This is a genomic window from Thalassospira sp. UBA848, assembly GCF_002295455.1.
Classification (GTDB): domain Bacteria; phylum Pseudomonadota; class Alphaproteobacteria; order Rhodospirillales; family Thalassospiraceae; genus Thalassospira.
On record NZ_DBGS01000051.1, the window covers coordinates 1 to 21510 of the forward strand.

The window sequence follows — 21510 nt, forward strand, 5'->3', positions numbered from 1 at the left end:
CCTGGGCTGGGCGAAATCCCATTCGTTCCACACCGGTCAGTGCCCGGTAATGAAGTATCACCGCAACCTGATGCAGGCGATCCTGTTTGAAAAGATCGACATCGCCAAGGCGGTCAATGTTCAGATGATCAATCTGGATCAGGCCCCGAAAGGCTATGCCGACTTTGATGGCGGGGCTGCGAAGAAGTTCGTCATCGACCCGCATGGCAGTGTCGCTGCGTAAACCGGCAGTCGCCGACTGAAACAATCAACGCCCCGGTCATCATGGCCGGGGTGTTTTGCATTCTGGTAGGGCGGTACAAAACGCACGTCTGGAAACAAATGTGTCCGCAGGACGTTGAAGTGAACGTGCACAAGGCATGCGAAGACACATTTTTTCAGGGGTAACCCATGGGATCATGGATCGAGCAACACGCCACCCTGCTTCAGGTAGGCGTTAGCATCGCGACATTGATGATCTGGATTTTCTATGCGCAATTGCTGTTTCAAAGCTACCGCCGTGTGCGACGTCCGAAAATCGTCATCAACCAGATGCTGGGCAGTTCAGACAAGGCGCGCTTTCTGATCAGCAATATGAGTCAGGAAGCCATACATATCGACAAGGTGCTTGTCTGTGTCGGCGAAGGCCAGCACCAGATATGTGAACAGGTCACGGACGCCGACCCGGAACAGTTTGTCAAAGAACGGGACCCGAACCAGTCGCCGCTTTCTGCCAGACTGGAAGAGGTGACATTGCAGGGGCCGCTTGAACCGGGCGGCTGTATCGAACTTGGTGCGCTTCAAAATCTTCTTGGGCGCATTGAACGGCGTTCGCAGCTATCCCGTGACGCCGAAAATGATCAGCAAGACAGTCTGTCACGCAGCGACCAACAACGGATCGAAATCATGGTGATCGGTGTTTATAGCTCCGAAAAAGGGGTGATTGGTGCAAGTCGGGCCTTTGTGTGTGAGCAGGATGGCAACCTGCATCCCGAAGCGGTTCAGACAACCCAGCATGCCGGATTCTTCGAACGCCGCCGCATGGCGCGCCTGCACGCGCAATATGTCTGATCATCCCTAAACACAAATGGGCCCCGTAAAAGGGGCCCGATATATTGGTTTGATTGGAGGTACAGCAATCAGGCTGCCTTTTTGGCGTCCTCGGACTTGATGACCTTGTGGGTGTCTTCATTCATGCCAAGCTTCCAATAGCTTGAAATATAAAGATCATCCTTGCCAAGGCCGCGGTCCTCGCGGAAGTAGCTGCGCAACGCCCGCATGGATGTAAATTCGCACGCCGCCCAGACAGAAAGCCGACCGCCTTCATGCCATGGCAGGCGCTTGACCACATCGCTTAGAACCGTGTTCCGTTCACCCGGGCGCGGATTGATCACCCATTCAATCGTGATGTTGTCAGGCTTTTTCAAATCCTGCATGTCAGCCTCGGACCGGACCTCGATCACGGCATAGCCGCGCGCGTCATCGGGCAGGGTTTCCAGATTGACCGATACGGCGGGCAGGGCCGTCATATCACCAACAATCAGGAACCAGTCCGCTGTCGGATCAACAAGCTTTTTCGGGCCTGGGCCACCGATGGTGATCACATCACCCGGCTGGCAATTGACCGCCCAGTTCGAGGCGGGGCCACCATGATCATGGTCGTCATCGCCATCATCACCGGCACCATGCATGACGAAATCAATATCGATCTCGCGGCCATGATCGGTCATGCGGTCATGGCGTACGGTATAGGTCCGGCGTAACACGCGGCCCTTGTCGTCGCCTTCGATCGGAAACATCAGTTTGACATAGGCACTTTCCTGATCTTGCGGAAAGTCCTTCATGCCGTCACCGCCAAGGGTGACACGCAGCATGTTGGGGGTGACGTAGCCCTTTTTGATCACGGTAAGATCGCGTGGGGAAGGTTTGCTCATTTGTTCGCTCCTTGGTCCTCGGGGGTGTTACCCGCAAAGTCCAGTTTCTTGCATTTGTGGGTTTCCAGATTGTCAGACATCAGATTGGCGATCTCGACAAAATCATGGATCTGCTGTGGCGTAAGACCGCGCGTCATTTTGGATCTGACTTCTTTTTCAACAGCGCGGAAATCTTCCATTTTCGCACTGCCAGCGGCCGTCAAATGCAGGGTTTGGCTCCGTCGATCTTCGGGGTGCGGGCGGCGTTCAATCAGCCCGTCATTTTCAAGTTCTTTCAAAAGGCGCGTGATCCGGCCTTTGTCCTGACCGGATTTTTCGGCCATTTGCTGGGCGGTGATGCCGGGAATGCGGACAATCCATTTCATCACCCGCTTGTGCGAGATCGGCATCGGCATGTCGGCTGCCTGCATCGCATGCATCAAACGCCGTTTATAGGCATGTACAAGACGATGCAGGGTTTCACCCGGGACGTGGACCTGATCTTCGTCGGTCATGGCTTTTATTTCATCCTTATACGTTTGACGCGATCAGGCCGGTGCGAAGGGCATGGCGGCGGCCTTCGCAGATCAGCGCTGATAGCAGGGCCGATCCACTGGCCACCAACATGATGGTCTGCAAATCAAACATGCCGCTGGTCCCAATCAGAATGGCCGCAAGTGCCGCACCAATTGACTGACCGGTCAGACGCGCGGTGGACAGCAACCCGCTGGCACCACCCGAACGATCCCGCGGCGCACTGGTCAGCATCAGGCGGTTGTTGGGGGCCTGAAACAGCCCAAAGCCCGCACCGCACAGCGCAAGGGTGGCTACGATTGCGCCGTACCCGTCGGAACCTGCCGCCAGCGTTATGCCATACAGCCCGGCGGCAAACAGACCCATGCCAATGCCGGTCAGACGCACCGGGGAATAACTGTCGGCCAGTTTCCCGGCAAGCGGGGCGACAATGGCCGCTGCCAATGGCCATGGCGTCATCAATAAACCGGTCATGGTCGCGCTATAGCCCAACACATCGTGGAAATAGAACGGCATGGTGACGAACGCAATCATCATGGCGCAAAAACCTGCGACAGATGATGCGATTGAACAGGCAAAGACTGGCAACCGCAATAAATCAAGCGGCAGCATCGGGCGCGGGCGTGACAATTGACGGCGCACCAGAAAGACCCCGGCAATCAGGGATGTGGCAAATTGCGCCGCAATCAAAAGCGGGTCGCTTTCAATCCCGACATTGCCAAGGGCCGCAACCAGCCCGCCAAAGGTCAGAACGTTCAGGATCGCACTGATATAGTCAAACCGTGCACGACTTGGCGCATTAAAGGGCAGGCTAAAGAACCCGATGACAATGGCCAAAGCCGAGATCGGCAGATTGATCAAAAACAGCCAGTGCCAGCTTCCAACGGCCAGAATGGCGGATGCAATCGTTGGTCCGGCGGCGGCGGAAACGGAAACCGTCATGGCAATCCAGCCAATCGCCTGCCCAAGTTTGGCTTGCGGAAAGACGTGGCGCATGATGGCGGCATTGATGCTCATGATCGCAGCCGCCCCCAACCCTTGCAACACGCGCGCAGCGGTCAAAAGCTCGATCGTCGGGGCCATGGCACATAGGGCCGATGCCACGCCAAATAATGCAATACCGCACAGATTGACCTTGCGAAACCCGATCGCCTCGCCAAGGGCCGAGAGCGGCAGTAGTGCCACAACAATGGCAAGCTGATAGGCCGTTACCACCCAAATCGCGTGCGCGGGCGTTACCCCCTGGTCGTTGGCAATGGTCGGCAGGGCAACATTCACGATCGTCCCGTCCAGCACGGCCATCATGATGGTCAATAGAATGGCTGCCGTCGCAAACATGTTACGCGGGGCGGGCAGGCCATCGGGATAGATCCGGGGGGAAATACGTAAAACACGGGGCATGGGGCAGGGTGCTTTCATCGGTGGTGCGAAGGGGCCAAGTAACCAGCAGGTCATTGCGTCGGAAAAGCGTGGGGCGCTTGTCGGGTCCTAGCGCAAGGCCCTAAATGGTTGACTTAATCAACTACATGAAGGTGGTTGATATTGTCAACCATAAAGTTGCGAATTAGTCGCAAAAGAACGCATTTGCGTCAGCTAAGTGGTTTTACTTGCTAACCTTTCGGGTGATTGAATGTGCCCGCAATGTGGGTATGGTTAAGTCAAATATAAATAAAACTGTCCTTGGGGGAGCTGGCAACAGCTTATGGGGACGACGGAAATGCCCAGACAGGCATGGAAAACAAGTGCATGCGCCGTATCGCTGTGTGCGTTACTCGCCGCGTGTAGTGCACAGGAACAAGCGGACAAGCTTTATGCAGAGCGTACCGTCAGGTTCCACAAAATCTTCGTCGATGAATATGATGTCATTGGGGAACATCGCGTCTTTGACATTCTGCGCAAGACGGATACGGACCAGACACAGGCCTTGAACCTTGATCTGGGCGTCCTTGGGCGAAGGATTGCCGAGGGCGGCGATGGCAATGACCGTATTCAGGCGGGTTCGCAGGAAAAAGTCATCATCTTTGGCGGGCTTGGCGATGACGAATTGATCGGCAGCCGCGAAAGTGACCTTCTGGTCGGCGAGGACGGCAAGGATACGCTCCGTTCCGGGGCCGGGCAGGATTATCTGATTATTGACGAGTTCGATGACTTTGATGGCGGGCCCGATACTGATCGGGCGATTTATGCTGGGACCGCTGATCTTGATCTGAATATTTCGGACCATAACGTCGAAATATTCAATTCCGGTGCGGGCGACGACTTCATTCACACTGATCTTGAGCGCGAGGCCGCGATTGATGGTGGCCCGGGAACAGATCGCCTTTATGGCGGTTGGGGAAAGGACTGGTTGCTTGGCGGACGGGGCCGCGATTTCCTTGATGGCGGGTATGGTGATGATACCTATCTGTATCGGCGCGGTGACGGGCGTGACACCATTACTGATTTCTCGTTTAACCGCCGGACAGACAAGCTTTATGACGTTTATTCGGATGGCTCCCGCCGGAACCATCGCGAAAAGGTTGTGCGCATCAAAGAGCACGCCGGACGGGATCGCATCCTGTTTGGCAAGGGTGTCGCGCCGCGCGATGTGATCATCCGGTTTGACGGCCCTGATTTGTTGGTTGGACTCAGGGATGCGAAACATCCCGGCGCTGAAATTTCCGAACTTTCCGATCAAATCAGATTGTCAAACTGGACTGACAATTGTGATCAGATCGAGTTCTTTGAATTCCAGTCCGGTGCGACCGTTGATCTTGTCCGTCTGGTTGAGGTTTATGACATCACAGGGCGCGACGATGTGTTTGATTTCGGCAAGATGACGTCGTTTGACGCCTATGGCTATGACAAGACATCTGAATTGCCGGCCTGCGACCCGCGTGAAGAAACAATCAGCATTCGCGAAGTCGACCCGCCATCTGATTGAAAGGCGCGTTGATCAGAGCCTATTTCACCCGGTACACATCATAGAAAATGTGTTTCTTGTCGGCGAAATCTTCGTGATTGGGCAGGTAGGGCATGGGATCTGAATGGGAAATCAGTTCCCACTTCCGGGCCTTGGTGGTGGCCTGAATAGCCTTGGTGAAGGCGTCGTCATAAAGATCAGTGCGCTGCGTAAAGCACACAATCCCGCCGCGCTTCACAACCCGGCAAAATTCCGAAAACAGCTGTTTGATTTCGCGGACATAGGTGAGCGTTCCAATGCACTGAACGGCGGCAAAGCCGTTGTCGCCAAAGGCCAGTGTCTGGTTCATGTCGCGCTTTTTAAGGTGGCGATAAACGCCCTTGGCCTCCGCCGCCTGCAGGGATTCCAGCGAAAGATCAATGCCTGTGATATCGCGGTATCCGGCCTTGGAAAGCTCCAACCCCGTCAACCCGGTGCCGCATCCGGCATCCAGAACGGGGGCGTCAAACGGCACCCCGTGCTCAACCATGATGGCCGCCGCCCGCTTGGGCGCGTCATAACCCATCTTGGGCAAATCCGCATCATAGCTTTCGGCCCACTTGTCATAATAGGCCGCCAACGTCTGGGCGTCGGCATTTGTCATGCTGGTCAGATCGGTTGCGTTATCGGAATATGCTACGCTTTTGGTCTTGCCATTACTGGCCCCCATTACGGCTCACCTCACTGTTTTTGCATTTGGATTTTTAGTTTTGCAGGTGGATATTAAGGCACAGGCGCCACATGAATGCAAATTACGCCTGACGTTAGGCGTCGTGTCATGCGATGGCGTTGTTGCGTCAGCCGTTTCAGTTTACAATGTGCCGTGTACTTCAAAGGAATTTACCCATGGTGACCAATCAGCAGATTGCGGATCGCAAACGCAATGTAGCAAGCGCGATTGCCAGCCGGCATCTTGAAGGCATCGCGCCGGATCGTGAGCCAATGGCAGATTTGGAACGCTTTGCCCAAGGCGGGCTGGAGATTTCCGGCGTCTTGACACGCCTGCATCACAGGACGAAACGTGTCGAAGTACAGTCCTGACGATCATTATATTGATCCCGGTCCCGATATACTCAGAAACAGGCTTGGCCTGACCAAACAGGTAGTGGGCGAAAAATAAATCTGTCCCCTTTTTCTTAAGAGATAGGTAGGCATGATTGCTGTGCTTTATGAGGGCGTTGATGTTGTGGATTGCATTAAGGTAATATGATGTCTTTGTTTGGTAAATACTGGTCGTGTTTTCTTTATATTTTTTCTTTTTCTTATGTTATTTTTTTATGTTTTGCGTTTAATATGTGCAATTTTAAAATTGATTTCAGGGACTTTATTATAGTGTTTGTATCTGTTTTTTCTTCTAGATTTAAAATTTCAGAAAAAAGTGTTTTTTATCATTTTATTTTAAATAAAACCCACACATTTCGGGTGGTTTATTGGAAAAATATCCCATTATTCATTGTTGCTTTTGGGGTTTGCTCAATCATTTTGGGGAGTGACCATTGGGCAGGTATTGCATTTTTCTCTGGATTTTGCGTGGGTCTGAAATTGATTGTTCTCTTAGTATCCAACGGTGTGATCCAGTTTAGAGATTATTTCCGCCTTTAGAAGGTTACGTGGATTGTTGGGTTTTACGGTTTACGCGTGATCGTAACTCTTGCGTGAGAAAGCAAGAAAAAGGGGGTATTCATGTTGCTTGCATTTTAGCCAGTAATTTCGACCTTGTTTTTTGGAATCTCTTCTAAGAAATGGCTCTTTCCTGCGAAATTGATACCAGTAAGCACAAGAAGGTCAGGCGTTAAAAATTTATTGAACTTACCTGCTGATAAGTGCTTTTTGGGAAATCTAAACTCCACACTTTACCCCCGTCATTCCAAGTTTTCTGTTGTCATGAGAACTGCGTGAGCTTTTGATAAGCAACTAAATTATACAGTTTCTCGTATTACGAGTTTCAAGACTTTACTTATGCTTGCCTAACAAAGCTAAACACCCACTCAACAAATACCCACCCGTCGGGGCTTCCCAATCGACCATTTCGCCGAGGCAGTAGGTGCCGGGGCGGTTGATGAGTTGGAAATTGTCATCCAGTTCTTCCCATGCGACACCGCCTGCGGTGCTGATGGCCTCGTCCAGTGGACGGGGCTTTTTGATTTGAAGTTTCAGGTTTTTGAGGGCGGTGGCGAGGGCGGTTGGGTCGTTTAGCGTTTCTCGCGGGGTGACTTCGAAAATCAGTGCGGTTTTGGTGGCATCAAGGCCGAGTGTTTTGCGCAAATGATTGCCCAGCGAGTTTTTGCCGCGTGGTTTCGACAGGCGCTTGGTGACGTCATCAAGGTTGCGGTCAGGGCAGAGGTCAAGTGTCAGGGTAACAACCCCGGTTTCAAGCCATTGATCGCGGAGCGTTGCCGAGATGGCATAGACCGCACTGCCTTCGATCCCGGTTTTGGAAATGACGAACTCGCCACGCACGGTTTGGTCGCCACAGGTGAGTGTCACGGCCTTGACCGGGGAGCCTGCGCATTTGTCGATCAAATGATCGGTCCAGTCGAGTTCAAAGCCGCAATTGGCCGGTTTGAACGGGTTGCACTTGATCCCGGCATTACGCAGGATTTCCATCCATTTGCCGTCTGAGCCCAATCGTTTCCAACTGCCGCCGCCAAGGGCCAGAATGGTGATGTCGGCGGTGGCGGTAACTTCGCCATCGGGCGTTCTGAAAACAGCCTGATCGGCGTCGTTCCAGCCGGTCCAGTAATGGCGATAATGGATGGTGCAGCCCAGATCATCAAGTCGGCGGAGCCAAGCACGCAAAAGGGGGCTTGCCTTCATTGCAGTGGGGAACACCCGGCCTGACGAGCCGACAAAGGTTTCAATACCCAGTCCCGCACACCATTCGCGGATTTGATCCGGGCCGAATTTGCGCAAATGCGGTTCAAGCCGTGCGCGTGATGTGCCATAGCGGGTCAGGAAGGTTTCAAGGTCTTCGCTGTGCGTGATGTTAAGCCCCGATTTCCCGGCCATGAGCAACTTGCGCCCGGCACTTGGCATGCCCTCAAAAATCGTTACCGCATATCCATCACCCGCCAGCCGTTCGGCCGCCATCAGGCCTGCCGGACCGGCCCCGATGACCATCGCGGTTTTGCCATTCGGTGCGGGTTTTGAAACGGGCGTTTTGGTGGGCATGGTGGGCCTTGTAAATTTGGGGCGATTGAGGGCAACAACGCGGTTTTAGCGACTTTGGCAGTGCATGGCAATTTGTGCAAAGGGGCGCGCGGTGAATAGGCATCACGGCCCATACGTTCCACCATCAGGCGAAAGATCATTTCGTGCTGTTTGCCTGTCCGGGGCAAAAGCCGCCAATTTGCATTCAATATACGCTAAACATTGGCAATTCGCTGACAATTCGGCTACCAGATTGAAGAACAGATAATTGATTCAAAAAGAAGACCCTGAGGAGGAAACATGCGTTCTTATGATCTGGTGAGCGGAGCCAAAAAGGCTGCGCGCCGTTCGGTACTGGCGGTCGCGGTTGGTGCGGCTGTTCTTGGTGCCGGCGTTGCCCATGCGGCAGAGAAAATCAACATTGCCGCCCTGACATTCGTGTCAAGCTCGCCGCTGTTCATTGCCAAGGAAAAGGGATATTTCGAGGCCGAAGGGCTTGATGCGGATATTACCTTTTTCCGTTCGGCACAGCCGGTTGCGGTGGCAATTGCCGCCGGGGATGCCGACTTTGGCGTGACGGCCTTTACGGGCGGTTTCTTTAACCTTGCGGGCAAGGGTGCGCTTAAGGTGATCGGGGCGCAGCTTCATGAAGATGTTGACTATGACGGTTCGGCAATTCTTGCATCGAACAAGGCCTATGATGCCGGTTTGACGTCGGTGGACAAGCTTGGCGGGCACAGCTTTGCGTTGTCGCAGGTTGGCTCATCTTTCCACTACATGATCGGCAATGTTGCCGAGAAGGCCGGTGTTGATATTGAAAGCATGGAGCTTAAGCCGCTTCAGTCGGTGCCCAACATGATCGGTGCGCTCAAAAGCGGACAGGTTGACAGCATGATCATTGTCCCGCACATCGCCAAGCCGCTGCACAACGCGGGTGCTGCGCATATCATCGGCTGGGTCAAGGATTACGTGCCTTATCAGGTTGGTGGCCTGTTTACCTCGGCCGCGAATGTCGAAGAACGCCGCGGTGTGGTCGAAAAATTCGTGCGCGCCTATCAGAAGGGCGTGGCCGATTACCGTGCGGCCCTGCTGGCGACCGATGGGGACGGCAATCTTGTGAAGTCCGATACCACCGACGAGATTCTCGAGATCGTGCACAAATATGTCTACAGCGATCAGCCCGCCGAGAAGGCCTATCCGAAAATTCGCAATGGCGCGATGTTCATTACCGAGGAAGGCAAGCTTGATGTCGAAGACGTCAAGGCGCAGGTGAAATGGTATCAGGAACGCGGTTATGTTTCTGACAGCGCCAACCCGGATGACTTCATCGATACCAGCTTCATTGCGCCGCTGGGCCAATAAGCTGTTGTGATTTCCGACCGGGCCGAACGCGTGCTTTTCGGCCCGGTTTGCTTTTTTGTTGATTAGTAAAGAGAGCGCCATGCGCCTTCATATCAAAAATGTCAGTCACCGATATGATCAGCTCGAGGTATTGCGCGACATTGATTTTAGCATTGAACCGGGCGAGGTCGTGGCTCTGATCGGCCCGTCGGGATGTGGCAAATCGACATTGCTGTCGATCATTGGCGGCCTGCTTGCGCCAACTGACGGCGAAGTACTGATGTGTGATCAGGCCACGCCGGATGGGTGTCTGAATCCGTTGACCTATGTGTTTCAGGATTTTGCGCTTTTGCCCTGGCGCACGGTGGCAGGCAATATCAGCCTTGTGCTCGAAGACCATCCGCTGTCCAAGGCCGAGCGCGAGGAACGTATTGCCGAGGTGCTGGCGCAAACCAATCTGTCGGATTTTGCCAATGCCTATCCCAAGCAGCTTTCAGGCGGCATGAAACAGCGTGTCGGCATTGCGCGTGCGCTTGCGGTACGTCCGGCTGTGCTTTTGATGGACGAACCGTTATCGGCCCTTGATGCCCAGACACGTATTTTGCTTCTGGAGGAATTTGCCGATCTGTTTGCCCGCACCGGTATGACGGCGGTTTATGTGACCCATAACCTCAATGAAGCGGTGCGACTGGCCCATAAGGTCGTGGCGTTGCGCCGTCGTCCAGGCACGATCAAGGAAGTCCATACGATTGATGTGCCGATCAAGGTCCGTCAGGAAGGCATGCCCGAACTGATCGCCCATGAGCAGGCCCTTTGGGACCTGATCCGTGACGAGGCGATTGCCGCAGACAAGGAGCTTGAAAATGTCGCGTGATATTGATCAGGCCACCACGGGATCAAGCGCAACACCCAGTTCAGCAACCAAAGTCCGTTTTCGTGCTACCGGCTTTAACCCCAAGGCCAACCCGGTTGCCGCATGGGGCAGCTTCATCGCCGTGATCGCGCTTTGGCAACTTGGATCGAGTAGCGGTATAATTTCCGAACTCGCGATGCCAAGCCCGGTCGCGGTTACCAAGGCGCTTTGGCAATTGATTGTATCGGGCGATCTGTGGCGGCATCTTGGCGCGTCGCTTCAGCGGCTTGTGGGCGGCTGGATCATGGGGACTGTGGCCGGATTGGTCGTGGGTTTTCTGGTCGGCATGTTTACATGGGCGCGCTCGCCCGGTGTGGCCTTGGTATCGGCCCTGTTTCCGATCCCGAAAATCGCGTTGTTGCCGCTTTTCATCATCTGGTTTGGTATCGGGGAACCTTCCAAATTTGCTACCATTGCCTTTGGCGTGTTTTTCCCGACCGTGATCAACACATTTGGCGGGGTGGATAATGTGCAGCGCAATCTGATCCGCATGGGTCAAAGCTTTGACATGCCGATGGTATCGATCATTCGCAAAATCATCCTGCCCGGTGCGCTTCCGACCATCCTGTCGGGTTTTCGCATTTCGTCGTCTATTGCGATCATCTTGCTGATTGCTGCTGAAATGATCGGTGCGCAATATGGCATCGGGGCTTTGATTTTGGCAGCCGGGAACCTGTATCAGACCGATCAGTTGATTGCCGGTGTGGTGGTGTTGTCACTGATGGGGCTGTGTGTTTCGTGGCTGCTTGGGCGACTTGATCGCTGGCTTCTGGCGTGGCGCTAAGGATGGAATTAAAATGACTGGTTACTGGGATGTTCCCACACCCGACGAACTGCCACGCATCGTTGCGATGATGGAAGATGTGCAGTTTTACGATGCAATTGCCCGCGTGCCCGATGAACAGTTGAATGCGGCACTGGCCGGGGCAAGGGACACGGCACTTTGGGTGTTTCGCGTTGATCATCAGGCGGTTGCCTATGTCTATATGACCGAGATGGCGACACGCCTGCCCAAGGTGGATGAGTTTGGTGTCTTTGAGCGCGGAAAGGGCTTTGGCAAGGCAGCGTTATCAAGCCTTGCTGCCAAAATTGCCGAAACGCCCGGCTATGAAAAGCTGTGGCTGAATGTTGTCGATGGCAATGACAACGCGCTTAACCTGTATCGCAAGGTCGGGTTTGGCGAGGAAAAGTTCATTGCCAAGGGCTGGAAAACGCGGTCTGGCCGGGTGGTGGATCAGGTGCGCATGTGGCTGACGCTTGATACGGTGCGGGGCTCGGCACCCTAACGCTGATCAGTTCGGAAACGGGCCGGGGATACCCCGGCCTTTTTGGTGAAGAAGCGCGAAAAATATCCGGCATCGCGAAAGCCCAGTTCATCGGCGATCTGTTGAACGGCGATGTCGGTATAGATCAGGGTCCGCTTGGCTTCCAGCATCAGGCGGTTTTGCACCACCTCGCTTGCGGTCATGCCATAAATGTCCTTGGCTATGCGGTTAAGCTGCGTCGTGGTGACGCCAATTTCGCGGGCATAGAATTCAAGCGATTTGTGCTGCTTATAGAACGTTTCGACCAGCGTCTGAAACTTGCGGAATTTCTCGGTCTTTTGCTCCTGGCGCGACAGGCGTGCGGACTGATCCTGCGGCACGGTGCGCCCGATGCCAAGCAACAGCAAACCCAGAATATGACGAAGGGCAAACAGACGCCCGGTATTGTGGCTGTAATATTCCGTGACCAATTGCGAAATCAAAAAGTCGGCCGGGCTGTTGGCGTCCCCGGACGAAGACCGTGTATCAACGCAGATCGCCTGATCCAGACGGGCGAGAAGTTTTGGCGCGGGGCTGAGAATTTCCTGCAGGTGATAGTCGGTCAGTGAAATCACCCAGCCATCAATATCATCACTGAATTTAAAGCCATGCACGGTACCGGGCGGCACTGTAATCAACTGGCCTGCCTGCATGGTCAGATGTTGGTCATCAAAGCTGATTTCCGCCTGTCCACGGGTTATGTAAAGCAGCTGAAACAGGTTGGTATGGCGGTGTGGCTTGATGTGCAGATCATGCAGGCGCGACCGTTCGGGAATGCTTTCAAGGTGGAAGAATTCCGGCTCCGTGACCGGTTGCGGGTCGGATGCGCCGTTGGTGTTGTCCAGATCATAGCCATTGCGCGCGGCGGGGCTCGTTGCCGCATCGCGTTCGCCATAAAGCTTATAGATCGGGATCTTGTTGCGCATCGGTGTTTTGTTCTGCGGTGGATTTAAGGAATTTCGTTGGGGCAGTTTAGACTGTTTTCCGGCCAACAAAAAGAAAAGCCCGCCACAAGAAGGGGCGGGCTTTTGCAAGACATTTGATCGTCGCTAATTGCCAAGGATTGTTGGCACAAACAACGTTAATATCGGCGCAAAGATCAGTAACAGAATACGGACGATCTCGGCGCTAAAGAATGGCATCACACCGCGGAAGGTCTGGCTCATCGGCACACCCTTGGCGAGTGCATTGATGATAAACACATTCAATCCCACCGGTGGTGTAATCAGCCCCAGTTCCACGACAATGAGCGCCAGGATACCAAACCAGATTTTAAGATCCTCGGTCCCCATGCCATAGGCCGCGGTGGCCGCCGTCGCCCAGTCGCCGCCATTGATGTCAACAAGGGCCGGCCAGAAGAACGGGATCACCACCACGATCATCGACAGGCTTTCCATGAAGCACCCCAGCAGGATCAGGGCAAGCAGCATCAACACCATAACAAGCCACGGATCAAAGCCACTGGTGGCGGCAGCTTCGGCCATATAGGCCGGAAGGTTGGCACGGCTAAAGAAGCCCTTGAGGATTTCCGCACCCAGAAGGATGAAGAAGATCATCGAGGATGTAATCGCCGTATCCTTAAGCGACTGACGCAACCCTTTCCAGGTCAGCCCGCCTTTGCCGCGAATGCGCATATAGGCGCCGTAAACCAGAATGGCGAACACGCCCACGCCGGCCGCCGGTGTCGGCGTAAACAGACCCGCACCAAGACCGAGAATGATCGATCCAAAGATCACCATCACCGGGATCAGGCGCAGAAGGGCTTCCTTGCGCTCTGCGGCTGGCATCGGTTCGGGTTTCGGGGCCAGTGACGGGTTCAGGCGCACCTGAATGGCAATCACCGCCATAAAGAACAGAACCGCAATCAGACCCGGAATGATGGCCGCCTGAAACATCTGAATAATAGATGCCTCTACCGTCACGGCATAAATCACAAGCGCGACCGATGGCGGGATCAGAATGCCAAGCGTCCCGCCCGCAGCCAACGTTCCGGTTGCCAGACGTGGCGAATATTTCAGACGGTCAAGTTCGGGCAGGGCAACCTTGCCCATGGTTGATGCAGTGGCAAGGGATGATCCACACACCGCACCAAAACCGGCGCACGCCCCGATGGCCGCCATGGCAACACCGCCACGGAAGCGCCCCAGCAAGGCATTGACACCCTGAAACAGATCGCGTGACAGGTTGGCCTGACTTGCAAGATAGCCCATCAGAACAAACAGCGGCACGACCGAAAGTTCATAGTTTGAGACAATCCCGTAAAGCAGGGATTTGAACTGTTGCAGATAGGGGTCAAAGCGCAGGAACGGGAAAAACAGGCTGAGCACATAGTTGCCGCCAATGCCGACACCGACCATGGCAAGGCCAACCGGAACCCGCAGCGCAAGAATAACAAAGAGAAGGGCAAGGCCACCAAGGCCGATCAATTCACGTTCAGACATCGGCCTCTCTCTCGAAAATCTGGTTTCCGGCAATTGCGGCCCACAGGAACATCGCAATGATGCCCGGCACATAGAACGGCCAGATCGGCCAGCCCAAAATTGCCGAAAGGGTATTGTCGCTGCGCACTTCGATCAGGCCATGGACCATCATGTAACCAAGGAACAGTGCGAGCGCGGTCATCAGAATGGCAGACAGGGTATCTACGACGCGCGCGAACCAGTCGGGAAACATCTTGATGAATACGTCAACCGCGACATGCCCGCGATGTGCCTGACAATAAGGGAAAAACATCAACGCCGCCGAACTGACGATCATGCTGACAAAGTCCTCATAGCCGATGATGGCCGGGACGTTGGCATCAAATAGCCGGGCGATCTTGTCGAGGCCAAAGGCCGTCACATTGATGATTGTGACAATCGAGATCAGCAGGGCAAGCATGCCACCGGCAACGGCAAGCCACGAAGCGGCCTTGTAAAGCACGTTTTTCATATCTCTAACATTCTTGCGGGAAAACAGGGTCACATATCAGCATGATACGTGACCCCACAAGATTTACCAGCAACGTCGCAATGTTACTTGGTGTGGGCCTGAACGGCTGCCTTTGCATCTTCGACAAGTTTCGCGCCATCAATGCCGTTTGACGTGGATTCTTCAATCCAGCGATCAATAACGGATGCGGCCGCATCATCGAAGGTTGCCTTTTCAGCAGCGGTCAGCTGAACGACCTGGCCCTTGCCTTCGTTGACCATACGCTTGCCGACTTCTTCAACGCCGTTAAAGACGTCGCCGATCTGGGCAGCAAAATCACGGCCAGAGTTACGGTCGATGATTTCCTTGAGATCGTCTGGCAGGCTCTCGTAACGGTCCTTGTTCATGGCGAACAGGAAGGTCGAGGTGCCAAAGCGCGAATTAACGCCTTCGCCTTCAACGGAATAGGAAATCATTTCAGCCAGTTTCAGCGGCGGTACAACTTCGAACGGTACCAGACCACCATCAACCACGCCCAGCGACATTGCCTGCGGCAGGGCCGGAACCGGCATGCCAACGGGCTCAGCGCCCCAGGCTTCGATTACCCAGGAACCGGTACGGGTAGGGGTACGCAGTTTCAGACCTTTGACGTCATCAACGGTGCGGACTTCCTTTTCCGTCAGGTGTATGGCCTGGCCGGCATGCACATGAACCGCAAGCGGATGAATGTCGGTAAGGTCTTCGGCGTACTGGTCTTTCAGGTCCCACATGGCAAGGTTGGTTGCGCGTGCGTCGCCCAGATGAACACCCGGAAGCTCAAAGACTTCAAGGCGCGGGAAGACACCCGGGGTATAACCCGGCAGGGTCCAGACGATATCGGCCACGCCATCACGGACCTGACGATACAGTTCCGGCGGGTTGCCGCCCAGTGACATGGACGGGAAGATTTCAAACTTGATGCGGCCGTTTGATTCTTCTTCGATTTTCTGTGCCCACGGTTCGATCATCTTCGACTGGGCCGGTGCTTTCGGACCCAGGAAATGGTGGACGGTCAGGGTAACTTCCTGTGCGTGTGCGCCAAACGACACCATGGTCGCGACAGCAGCACCGGCAAGCAATTTGGTGATCTGTTTCATTCTCTTCCTCCTTTGAACGTCTTGTCGCGTCCATTGCGCTGACAAACGTTTCAGCCACGATGCGCATCTAGCGTGCGAAGTTTTCCAAGAGTTCTTTTTCTTGTTATTGATTTTGTTGTTTTTATTGATCGCATGATCTGCGTCTGGTGCACGTCAGTCATGCCGAATTGCCTGCAATCTAATCTGTGCGCGATGGTTATGTATAATGATATGTAAGCACATATCCATAACCAAATGATTATGCTTTTGACCCGGCCTGAGAGCTATGATGACGCGCTGCTTCTTCGCGTACGACATTAATCAGCATTTCGACCGGCGGCGAAACCGGCGAGTCAATTCGGGTCGTCAGGCCAACGGGACCAAAGGTGTCGCTGGTGTCAATCGGCAGTTCGACAAGGTGACCTTCGGCAATATCGGATGCAACAGCCCCGTTCGAGATGATCCAGATCGCATCGGTTTCACGGGTAAAGGCACGTCCGAAAGATGTCGAAACGGTTTCGATACGGTCGGGCAGGGCACCAATACCATGTGCAATCAGCATCTTGTCCACAGTGGGGTGAATAATCGCCTGTTTGGGCGGCACCAGTACGGTGAATTCGCGGATGCGCGTAATGTCCGGGTTCTTGTCCGCCATAAGGGGATGGCCCGGCCGTGCGACCAGTGAAATATGTTCCGAATATAAATGTATAAACGACAGGCCCGACATCTGATCGGGTTCGGCCAGTCGTCCAACGACCAGATCAAGTTCGCCCACACGCAACTGCCCCATCAACATCACGTTCGGTCCTGCCACAACCTTGACCGTGGTATCGGGGCTAAGTGTCTTGAAGTGGCGAATGGCGTTGGGCATGACACTTGCGGCAACCGTGGGTAGAACGCCCAGATTGATTGAAAGCCCGCCCTGCATACGCACCTGACTGATGCTGTCCACGCCTTGTCGCAGGGCCGTGACGCTGGCCCCGGCATAGCGCAAAAAGACCTTGCCGAAATCGGTCAGGGTAACGCCGCGTTTTGATCGATCAAACAATCGCGCGTCCAGATGTTCTTCAAGTTCACGGATTGTTTTGGAAACGGCGGGCTGCGTGATGGACAGCGTATCAGCCGCCTTCACGACACTGCGTTGGCGCGCGACCTCCAGAAAGCAGGTCAAATGGCGGAATTTAATACGTTGATCTAGCATGCGGCCCTACATATCAGCAGTTTAGAATGCGCTTATGGGTGACTTATACATAATTATATAGTTATGCAAATTACGCAATTCCTCATTTTACATAACCAAAACCATCTGCGAATGTCGGGTTAAACAAGCAGGGTGGAAATGATAATGAGTCTGCAAGTCGCCCCGGTTAACGGGACACATATTCATTATAGCCAGTCGGGCCCGGAAAACGGCCCTGTGCTGGTCTTTGCAAATTCTTTGGGGACGGATCTTCGCATTTGGGATGATGTCGTTGCTGCATTGTCCGGGACGTTCAATATCGTCACTTATGACAAGCGTGGCCATGGTCTTTCAGGGATTGGTGATGCGCCCTATGACGTTTCGCTGCATGCCAATGACCTGATCGGGTTGCTGGATTTTCTTGGCCTTGATCAGGTGATCATTTGCGGCCTGTCGGTCGGGGGACTGATTGCCCAGAAAGTCACCGAACTTGTGCCCGGCCGTGTGCGTGGCCTGATCCTGTGCGATACGGCGTCCAAGCTTGGCGATTATGACAGCTGGAACACCCGGATCGAGGCCATCAAGGCTGACGGGATTGCGTCCATGGGCGATGCGATCATGGAACGCTGGCTATCGCCGACTTTCCGCACGGAACGTGTTCTGGAAACCGCGATGTATCGCGACATGCTGGTGCGCACCACGGTCGAAGGTTACGTCGGCACCTGCATTGCACTGCGCGATGGTGACCTGCGCGAGGCAGCGGCGAAAATTGCTGTGCCGACCTTGTGTATCTGTGGATCGGAAGATCTGGCGACGCCGCCCGATGTCGTGCGCGCCATGGCAGCCGCGATCCCCGGTGCCGAATTCGAATTGATTGACGGGGTCGGGCATCTGCCATGCATCGAAACCCCGGAATTGCTGACCCGGTTGATCGACCGATTTACCAAGGAGAAGAATCTTGTCTGAGAGCCGGTATGACGTTGGCATGAAAACCCGCCGTTCCGTTCTGGGCGATGCACATGTGGATCGCGCCTCCAAGAACATCACGGAAATCGACGAGGGTTTTCAGCGCTATATCACCGAGAATGTCTGGAACGGTGTCTGGACGAGTGATGCGTTCACCAAGCGTGAACGTTCCATCGTGACCATCGCGCTGCTTGCGGGGCTGGGCCACGAAGAAGAACTCGCTATGCATATCCGGGCGACCCTGAATACCGGGGCAACACGCGATGATATCCGTGAAACCCTGATGCATGTTGCGGTTTATGCCGGCGTTCCCGCCGCCAACACGGCCTTTCGCATTGCCAAGCAAACCTATGCCGAGATCGACGCGGCATCCAAGGGAGAGTAAGCCAAATGTCCACCTTCAAACCGCGTGATTGGGGATCGCATGCCCCCTATATCGCACCGGGTTACAAATCGACCCTGTTGCGTGGTCCGACCCAGACACCGCTTGCCATCAAGTCGGGGCTGACAGAGGGCACTGGTCCGCGCTTTGCGCCTGCTTCTGTGCGTGAGCTTGATTTCGATCTGACCAAAAACGGCGTTATAAATGGCGAGCCGCTTGGCGAACGCATTGTCGTGCATGGTCGGGTGATGGATACCGATGGTCGCCCGCAGCCCAACACGCTTGTTGAAATCTGGCAGGCGAATGCGGCCGGTCGCTATGTCCACAAGGTCGATCAGCATGATGCGCCGCTGGACCCGAACTTCCGCGGGTCAGGTCGTTGCTTTACAGACGATCAGGGCAATTACAAATTCTATACCATCAAGCCGGGTGCCTATCCGTGGGGCAACCACTTCAATGCCTGGCGTCCGAACCATATCCATATCTCGCTGTTTGGTCCGGGCTTTGCCACCCGTCTTGTCACCCAGATGTATTTCCCGGGTGATCCGCTGCTTGATCTTGATCCGATTTTCCTTGGCACCGAGGACGCGCAAGCCCGTGAACGCCTGATTGCCAAATTCTCGATCGACAAGACCGAGGAAGGCTTCGCACTGGGTTACCAGTTCGACATTGTCCTGCGTGGACGCAACGGCACCCCGATGGAGAATTAAGTCATGGCTTATGGTGAAACCCCCTCACAGACGGTTGGCCCGTATTTCGCCTATGGCTTGACCGCAGGCCAGTACGCATACGACTTCACCGACATCGCCGATCCGACCGTTGCCGGCCCGGATGCGGCCGGTGAGCATATCCGTATTACCGGTAACGTCTTTGATGGCGACGGCAACCCGGTCAACGATGCCATGATCGAAATCTGGCAGGCCGATGCCAATGGTAACTACAACGAAAACCCGATTGATGTGTCCGAGACCGGTTTCCGGGGGCTCGGCCGTTGCGGCACGGGCACGGATGCCAAGCTGCGCTTCTGGTTTGATACGGTAAAGCCCGGTGTTGTCAAAGATGCCGAGGCGCCGTTTGTCAACGTCATCGTGTTCATGCGCGGCATGCTGGTTCATGCCTTTACCCGTTTCTATTTCGACGATGAAGCTGAACGGAATGCAAAAGACCCTGTCTTGCAGTCAGTACCGGCGGACCGTCGCGACACCCTGATTGCCAAGCGTGTCGATACCTCGACGGGGATTGAATACCGGATCGATATTCACATGCAGGGGGACGCGGAAACTGTGTTCTTCGACGTGTAAGTCGATCTGGCCCGATGGCTGCGTCCGCTGCTTTGGGGAAAGCCAGCGGTCGCCGCCATCGACCTGAATTTCCTTTGGGGTGAATACCCCGCATCTGTAATGTTCTCGATTGATACCACAGGAGTTTTGCCGTGGTTGCACGTTTCATGTCGCTTAAAGAGGCGGTCGCATCCTGCGTCAAGGATGGCGACACCATTTCGATGGAAGGCTTCACCCATCTGATCCCGCATGCTGCCGGACACGAAATCATTCGTCAGGGCATCAAGGATCTGACCCTGATCCGCATGACCCCCGACATGATCTATGATCAGCTGATCGGTGCGGGTTGTGCCAAAAAACTGATTTTTTCATGGGGTGGTAACCCCGGTGTCGGCTCGTTGCACCGTCTGCGCGACGCCTATGAAAAGAGCTGGCCGACCAAGCTTGAGATCGAAGAACACAGTCACGCCGCCATGGCCAACGCCTATGACGCCGGTGCGGCTGGCCTGCCTTGTGCGGTGTTCAAGGGCTATCGCGGGGCGGAACTGCCGCGCGTGAACCCGAACATCAAGTTCATTGAATGCCCGTTCACCGGTGAAAGCCTGGCAGCTGTTCCGGCAATCCGCCCGGACGTCACCGTGGTGCATGCCCAGAAAGCCAATAAAAAGGGCGACATCCTGTTTGAAGGTATTGTCGGTGTTCAGAAAGAAGCCGTTCTGGCCGCAAAAAAATCCATCATCACGGTTGAAGAGATCGTAGATGATTTCGGCGATATCTCACCCAATGCCGTCATGCTGCCGAACTGGGCGGTGACTGCGATTGTTGAAGTTCCGGGCGGGGCGCATCCGTCCTATGCCCAAGGGTACTACAAGCGCGACAACGCATTTTATAAGGCTTGGGATCCGATTGCGCGTGATCGCGAAGCGTTCCAGGCCTGGCTTGAAGAGCATGTCATTAATGGCGGTCCCGAAGATTTCGCGGCCAAGCGTGAAGCAAACAAAGGCTAAGCGGAGGAAAAATCATGGTTGAATATACCCCGACTGAAATGATGACGGTGTCCGCTGCACGCGCGCTTAAAAACGACGATGTGTGCTTTGTTGGTATCGGGATGCCGTCGGCTGCGTGCAACCTTGCGCGCCTGACCCACGCGCCGGACATTACCCTTATTTATGAAAGCGGCACGATTGGCACCAAACCGGACGTCCTCCCGCTGTCGATCGGTGATGGCGAGCTGTGCGAAACCGCTGTCAACACGGTCGCCGTGCCGGAAATGTTCCGCTACTGGCTTCAGGGCGGCAAGATTTCGGTTGGCTTCCTTGGTGCGGCCCAGCTTGATAAGTATGGCAACATCAACACCACCGTGATCGGTGATTACGACAACCCCAAAGTCCGTCTGCCGGGCGGCGGTGGTGCACCGGAAATCGCGACCAGTTGTGGTGAAGTCTTTTTGGTCATGAAGCAAAGCAAACGTGGCTTTGTTGAAAAAATCGATTTCGTAACTTCCCTTGGTCATGGCAAGGGCGGTGATGATCGCGCATCTTATGGTGTTGATACCAAAGGCCCGTCGCGCCTGATCACGGATCTTTGCATCATGGAACCGCA

23 protein-coding genes and 1 pseudogene are annotated in these 21510 nt (G+C 54.6%); 14 read left to right on the forward strand and 10 right to left on the reverse strand.

What is annotated here, in order from left to right:
* Together B2R48_RS06490 and B2R48_RS06495 are read left to right on the forward strand one after the other, a co-directional pair.
* Nucleotides 1-223, forward strand: a pseudogene (locus B2R48_RS06490) (formaldehyde dehydrogenase, glutathione-independent); the annotation flags it as partial.
* 167 nt (nucleotides 224-390) lie between these two features.
* On the forward strand, nucleotides 391-1050 hold the full coding sequence (locus B2R48_RS06495) for a hypothetical protein (RefSeq protein ID WP_296998886.1): 660 nt from the start codon (nucleotides 391-393) through the stop codon (nucleotides 1048-1050).
* A 68-nt stretch (nucleotides 1051-1118) separates the two neighbouring features.
* Here B2R48_RS06495 and B2R48_RS06500 read toward each other — a convergent pair whose 3' ends face one another.
* Genes B2R48_RS06500 through B2R48_RS06510 form a run of 3 tightly spaced genes read right to left on the reverse strand, consistent with a single transcriptional unit; the run spans nucleotide 1119 to nucleotide 3827 of the window.
* The gene (locus B2R48_RS06500) at nucleotides 1119-1913 is read right to left on the reverse strand and encodes a siderophore-interacting protein (protein WP_296998888.1); all 795 of its coding nucleotides are present in this window, start codon (nucleotides 1911-1913) and stop codon (nucleotides 1119-1121) included.
* Entirely contained in the window at nucleotides 1910-2407 is a 498-nt protein-coding gene (locus B2R48_RS06505) for a MarR family winged helix-turn-helix transcriptional regulator (RefSeq protein WP_062954358.1), read from the reverse strand. Before B2R48_RS06505 ends, B2R48_RS06500 begins: the two co-directional genes overlap by 4 nt.
* A gap of 16 nt (nucleotides 2408-2423) precedes the next feature.
* Nucleotides 2424-3827 (reverse strand): MFS transporter, encoded by a 1404-nt coding sequence (locus B2R48_RS06510; protein WP_232310568.1) that lies wholly within the window; start codon nucleotides 3825-3827, stop codon nucleotides 2424-2426.
* Nucleotides 3828-4143: 316 nt separating this feature from the next.
* Between B2R48_RS06510 and B2R48_RS06515 the strand changes: the two genes are divergently transcribed.
* Nucleotides 4144-5349, forward strand: a complete 1206-nt coding sequence (locus B2R48_RS06515; protein WP_296998891.1) for a calcium-binding protein — start codon at nucleotides 4144-4146, stop codon at nucleotides 5347-5349.
* 19 nt (nucleotides 5350-5368) lie between these two features.
* Here B2R48_RS06515 and B2R48_RS06520 read toward each other — a convergent pair whose 3' ends face one another.
* On the reverse strand, nucleotides 5369-6037 hold the full coding sequence (locus tag B2R48_RS06520; protein WP_296998893.1) for a class I SAM-dependent DNA methyltransferase: 669 nt from the start codon (nucleotides 6035-6037) through the stop codon (nucleotides 5369-5371).
* A gap of 176 nt (nucleotides 6038-6213) precedes the next feature.
* On the opposite strand from B2R48_RS06520, the gene B2R48_RS06525 reads away from it, so the two are divergent.
* Nucleotides 6214-6408: a hypothetical protein gene (locus B2R48_RS06525; protein WP_296998895.1), complete on the forward strand. Its 195-nt coding sequence runs from the start codon at nucleotides 6214-6216 to the stop codon at nucleotides 6406-6408.
* 912 nt (nucleotides 6409-7320) lie between these two features.
* Here the strand turns inward: B2R48_RS06525 and B2R48_RS06530 are convergent.
* Nucleotides 7321-8538: a TIGR03862 family flavoprotein gene (locus B2R48_RS06530; RefSeq protein ID WP_296998897.1), complete on the reverse strand. Its 1218-nt coding sequence runs from the start codon at nucleotides 8536-8538 to the stop codon at nucleotides 7321-7323.
* Nucleotides 8539-8817: 279 nt separating this feature from the next.
* On the opposite strand from B2R48_RS06530, the gene B2R48_RS06535 reads away from it, so the two are divergent.
* The 4 genes from B2R48_RS06535 (at nucleotide 8818) to B2R48_RS06550 (ending at nucleotide 12057) form a co-directional block, all read left to right on the forward strand.
* A complete protein-coding gene (locus tag B2R48_RS06535) occupies nucleotides 8818-9879 on the forward strand; it encodes an ABC transporter substrate-binding protein (RefSeq protein WP_296998899.1) in 1062 nt (353 codons plus the stop codon).
* A 79-nt stretch (nucleotides 9880-9958) separates the two neighbouring features.
* Entirely contained in the window at nucleotides 9959-10732 is a 774-nt protein-coding gene (locus tag B2R48_RS06540) for an ABC transporter ATP-binding protein (protein WP_296998901.1), read from the forward strand.
* Nucleotides 10722-11555: an ABC transporter permease gene (locus B2R48_RS06545; RefSeq protein ID WP_296998902.1), complete on the forward strand. Its 834-nt coding sequence runs from the start codon at nucleotides 10722-10724 to the stop codon at nucleotides 11553-11555. Before B2R48_RS06540 ends, B2R48_RS06545 begins: the two co-directional genes overlap by 11 nt.
* Nucleotides 11556-11568: 13 nt before the next feature.
* Nucleotides 11569-12057 carry a GNAT family N-acetyltransferase gene (locus tag B2R48_RS06550; protein WP_296998904.1) on the forward strand — a complete coding sequence of 163 codons (489 nt, stop codon included), beginning with the start codon at nucleotides 11569-11571 and terminating at the stop codon, nucleotides 12055-12057.
* On the opposite strand, the gene B2R48_RS06555 is transcribed toward B2R48_RS06550, so the two are convergent.
* The 5 genes from B2R48_RS06555 to pcaQ all read right to left on the reverse strand — a co-directional run bounded on the left by B2R48_RS06555 (nucleotide 12054) and on the right by pcaQ (nucleotide 17301).
* Nucleotides 12054-13001, reverse strand: coding sequence for a helix-turn-helix domain-containing protein (locus tag B2R48_RS06555; RefSeq protein ID WP_296998907.1), 948 nt, complete (start codon nucleotides 12999-13001; stop codon nucleotides 12054-12056). The two genes, B2R48_RS06550 and B2R48_RS06555, sit on opposite strands and share 4 nt — an antisense overlap.
* Before the next feature lie 123 nt (nucleotides 13002-13124).
* Nucleotides 13125-14516, reverse strand: a complete 1392-nt coding sequence (locus tag B2R48_RS06560; protein WP_062954367.1) for a TRAP transporter large permease — start codon at nucleotides 14514-14516, stop codon at nucleotides 13125-13127.
* A complete protein-coding gene (locus B2R48_RS06565) occupies nucleotides 14509-15006 on the reverse strand; it encodes a TRAP transporter small permease (RefSeq protein WP_296998910.1) in 498 nt (165 codons plus the stop codon). Before B2R48_RS06565 ends, B2R48_RS06560 begins: the two co-directional genes overlap by 8 nt.
* An 83-nt stretch (nucleotides 15007-15089) precedes the next feature.
* A complete protein-coding gene (locus tag B2R48_RS06570; RefSeq protein ID WP_062954369.1) occupies nucleotides 15090-16121 on the reverse strand; it encodes a TRAP transporter substrate-binding protein in 1032 nt (343 codons plus the stop codon).
* A 238-nt stretch (nucleotides 16122-16359) separates the two neighbouring features.
* On the reverse strand, nucleotides 16360-17301 hold the full coding sequence (gene pcaQ / locus B2R48_RS06575; RefSeq protein ID WP_296998913.1) for a pca operon transcription factor PcaQ: 942 nt from the start codon (nucleotides 17299-17301) through the stop codon (nucleotides 16360-16362).
* Between the two features lie 144 nt (nucleotides 17302-17445).
* Here pcaQ and pcaD point away from each other — a divergent pair, with 144 nt between their 5' ends.
* The 6 genes from pcaD to B2R48_RS06605 form a co-directional block, all read left to right on the forward strand.
* Complete coding sequence (gene pcaD, locus B2R48_RS06580) at nucleotides 17446-18246, forward strand: 3-oxoadipate enol-lactonase (protein WP_296998914.1); 801 nt, start codon at nucleotides 17446-17448, stop codon at nucleotides 18244-18246.
* Nucleotides 18239-18631 (forward strand): 4-carboxymuconolactone decarboxylase, encoded by a 393-nt coding sequence (gene pcaC / locus B2R48_RS06585; protein ID WP_198157139.1) that lies wholly within the window; start codon nucleotides 18239-18241, stop codon nucleotides 18629-18631. Before pcaD ends, pcaC begins: the two co-directional genes overlap by 8 nt.
* Before the next feature lie 5 nt (nucleotides 18632-18636).
* Nucleotides 18637-19338, forward strand: coding sequence for a protocatechuate 3,4-dioxygenase subunit beta (pcaH, locus tag B2R48_RS06590; RefSeq protein WP_296998921.1), 702 nt, complete (start codon nucleotides 18637-18639; stop codon nucleotides 19336-19338).
* Between the two features lie 3 nt (nucleotides 19339-19341).
* Entirely contained in the window at nucleotides 19342-19929 is a 588-nt protein-coding gene (pcaG, locus tag B2R48_RS06595) for a protocatechuate 3,4-dioxygenase subunit alpha (protein ID WP_296998922.1), read from the forward strand.
* A gap of 131 nt (nucleotides 19930-20060) precedes the next feature.
* On the forward strand, nucleotides 20061-20915 hold the full coding sequence (locus tag B2R48_RS06600; RefSeq protein WP_062954374.1) for a CoA transferase subunit A: 855 nt from the start codon (nucleotides 20061-20063) through the stop codon (nucleotides 20913-20915).
* 14 nt (nucleotides 20916-20929) lie between these two features.
* Nucleotides 20930-21510 (forward strand): CoA-transferase subunit beta (locus B2R48_RS06605; protein WP_296998924.1); only part of this gene is annotated, 581 nt, incomplete at its 3' end.

What these genes read in the sequence shown, in the direction of transcription:
- B2R48_RS06495 (WP_296998886.1), top strand. Translation starts at nt 391, where the DNA reads ATGGGATCATGGATCGAGCAACACGCCACCCTGCTTCAGGTAGGCGTT.
- B2R48_RS06500 (WP_296998888.1), bottom strand. Translation starts at nt 1,913, where the DNA reads ATGAGCAAACCTTCCCCACGCGATCTTACCGTGATCAAAAAGGGCTAC.
- B2R48_RS06505 (WP_062954358.1), bottom strand. Translation starts at nt 2,407, where the DNA reads ATGACCGACGAAGATCAGGTCCACGTCCCGGGTGAAACCCTGCATCGT.
- B2R48_RS06510 (WP_232310568.1), bottom strand. Translation starts at nt 3,827, where the DNA reads ATGCCCCGTGTTTTACGTATTTCCCCCCGGATCTATCCCGATGGCCTG.
- B2R48_RS06515 (WP_296998891.1), top strand. Translation starts at nt 4,144, where the DNA reads ATGCCCAGACAGGCATGGAAAACAAGTGCATGCGCCGTATCGCTGTGT.
- B2R48_RS06520 (WP_296998893.1), bottom strand. Translation starts at nt 6,037, where the DNA reads ATGGGGGCCAGTAATGGCAAGACCAAAAGCGTAGCATATTCCGATAAC.
- B2R48_RS06525 (WP_296998895.1), top strand. Translation starts at nt 6,214, where the DNA reads ATGGTGACCAATCAGCAGATTGCGGATCGCAAACGCAATGTAGCAAGC.
- B2R48_RS06530 (WP_296998897.1), bottom strand. Translation starts at nt 8,538, where the DNA reads ATGCCCACCAAAACGCCCGTTTCAAAACCCGCACCGAATGGCAAAACC.
- B2R48_RS06535 (WP_296998899.1), top strand. Translation starts at nt 8,818, where the DNA reads ATGCGTTCTTATGATCTGGTGAGCGGAGCCAAAAAGGCTGCGCGCCGT.
- B2R48_RS06540 (WP_296998901.1), top strand. Translation starts at nt 9,959, where the DNA reads ATGCGCCTTCATATCAAAAATGTCAGTCACCGATATGATCAGCTCGAG.
- B2R48_RS06545 (WP_296998902.1), top strand. Translation starts at nt 10,722, where the DNA reads ATGTCGCGTGATATTGATCAGGCCACCACGGGATCAAGCGCAACACCC.
- B2R48_RS06550 (WP_296998904.1), top strand. Translation starts at nt 11,569, where the DNA reads ATGACTGGTTACTGGGATGTTCCCACACCCGACGAACTGCCACGCATC.
- B2R48_RS06555 (WP_296998907.1), bottom strand. Translation starts at nt 13,001, where the DNA reads ATGCGCAACAAGATCCCGATCTATAAGCTTTATGGCGAACGCGATGCG.
- B2R48_RS06560 (WP_062954367.1), bottom strand. Translation starts at nt 14,516, where the DNA reads ATGTCTGAACGTGAATTGATCGGCCTTGGTGGCCTTGCCCTTCTCTTT.
- B2R48_RS06565 (WP_296998910.1), bottom strand. Translation starts at nt 15,006, where the DNA reads ATGAAAAACGTGCTTTACAAGGCCGCTTCGTGGCTTGCCGTTGCCGGT.
- B2R48_RS06570 (WP_062954369.1), bottom strand. Translation starts at nt 16,121, where the DNA reads ATGAAACAGATCACCAAATTGCTTGCCGGTGCTGCTGTCGCGACCATG.
- pcaQ (WP_296998913.1), bottom strand. Translation starts at nt 17,301, where the DNA reads ATGCTAGATCAACGTATTAAATTCCGCCATTTGACCTGCTTTCTGGAG.
- pcaD (WP_296998914.1), top strand. Translation starts at nt 17,446, where the DNA reads ATGAGTCTGCAAGTCGCCCCGGTTAACGGGACACATATTCATTATAGC.
- pcaH (WP_296998921.1), top strand. Translation starts at nt 18,637, where the DNA reads ATGTCCACCTTCAAACCGCGTGATTGGGGATCGCATGCCCCCTATATC.
- pcaG (WP_296998922.1), top strand. Translation starts at nt 19,342, where the DNA reads ATGGCTTATGGTGAAACCCCCTCACAGACGGTTGGCCCGTATTTCGCC.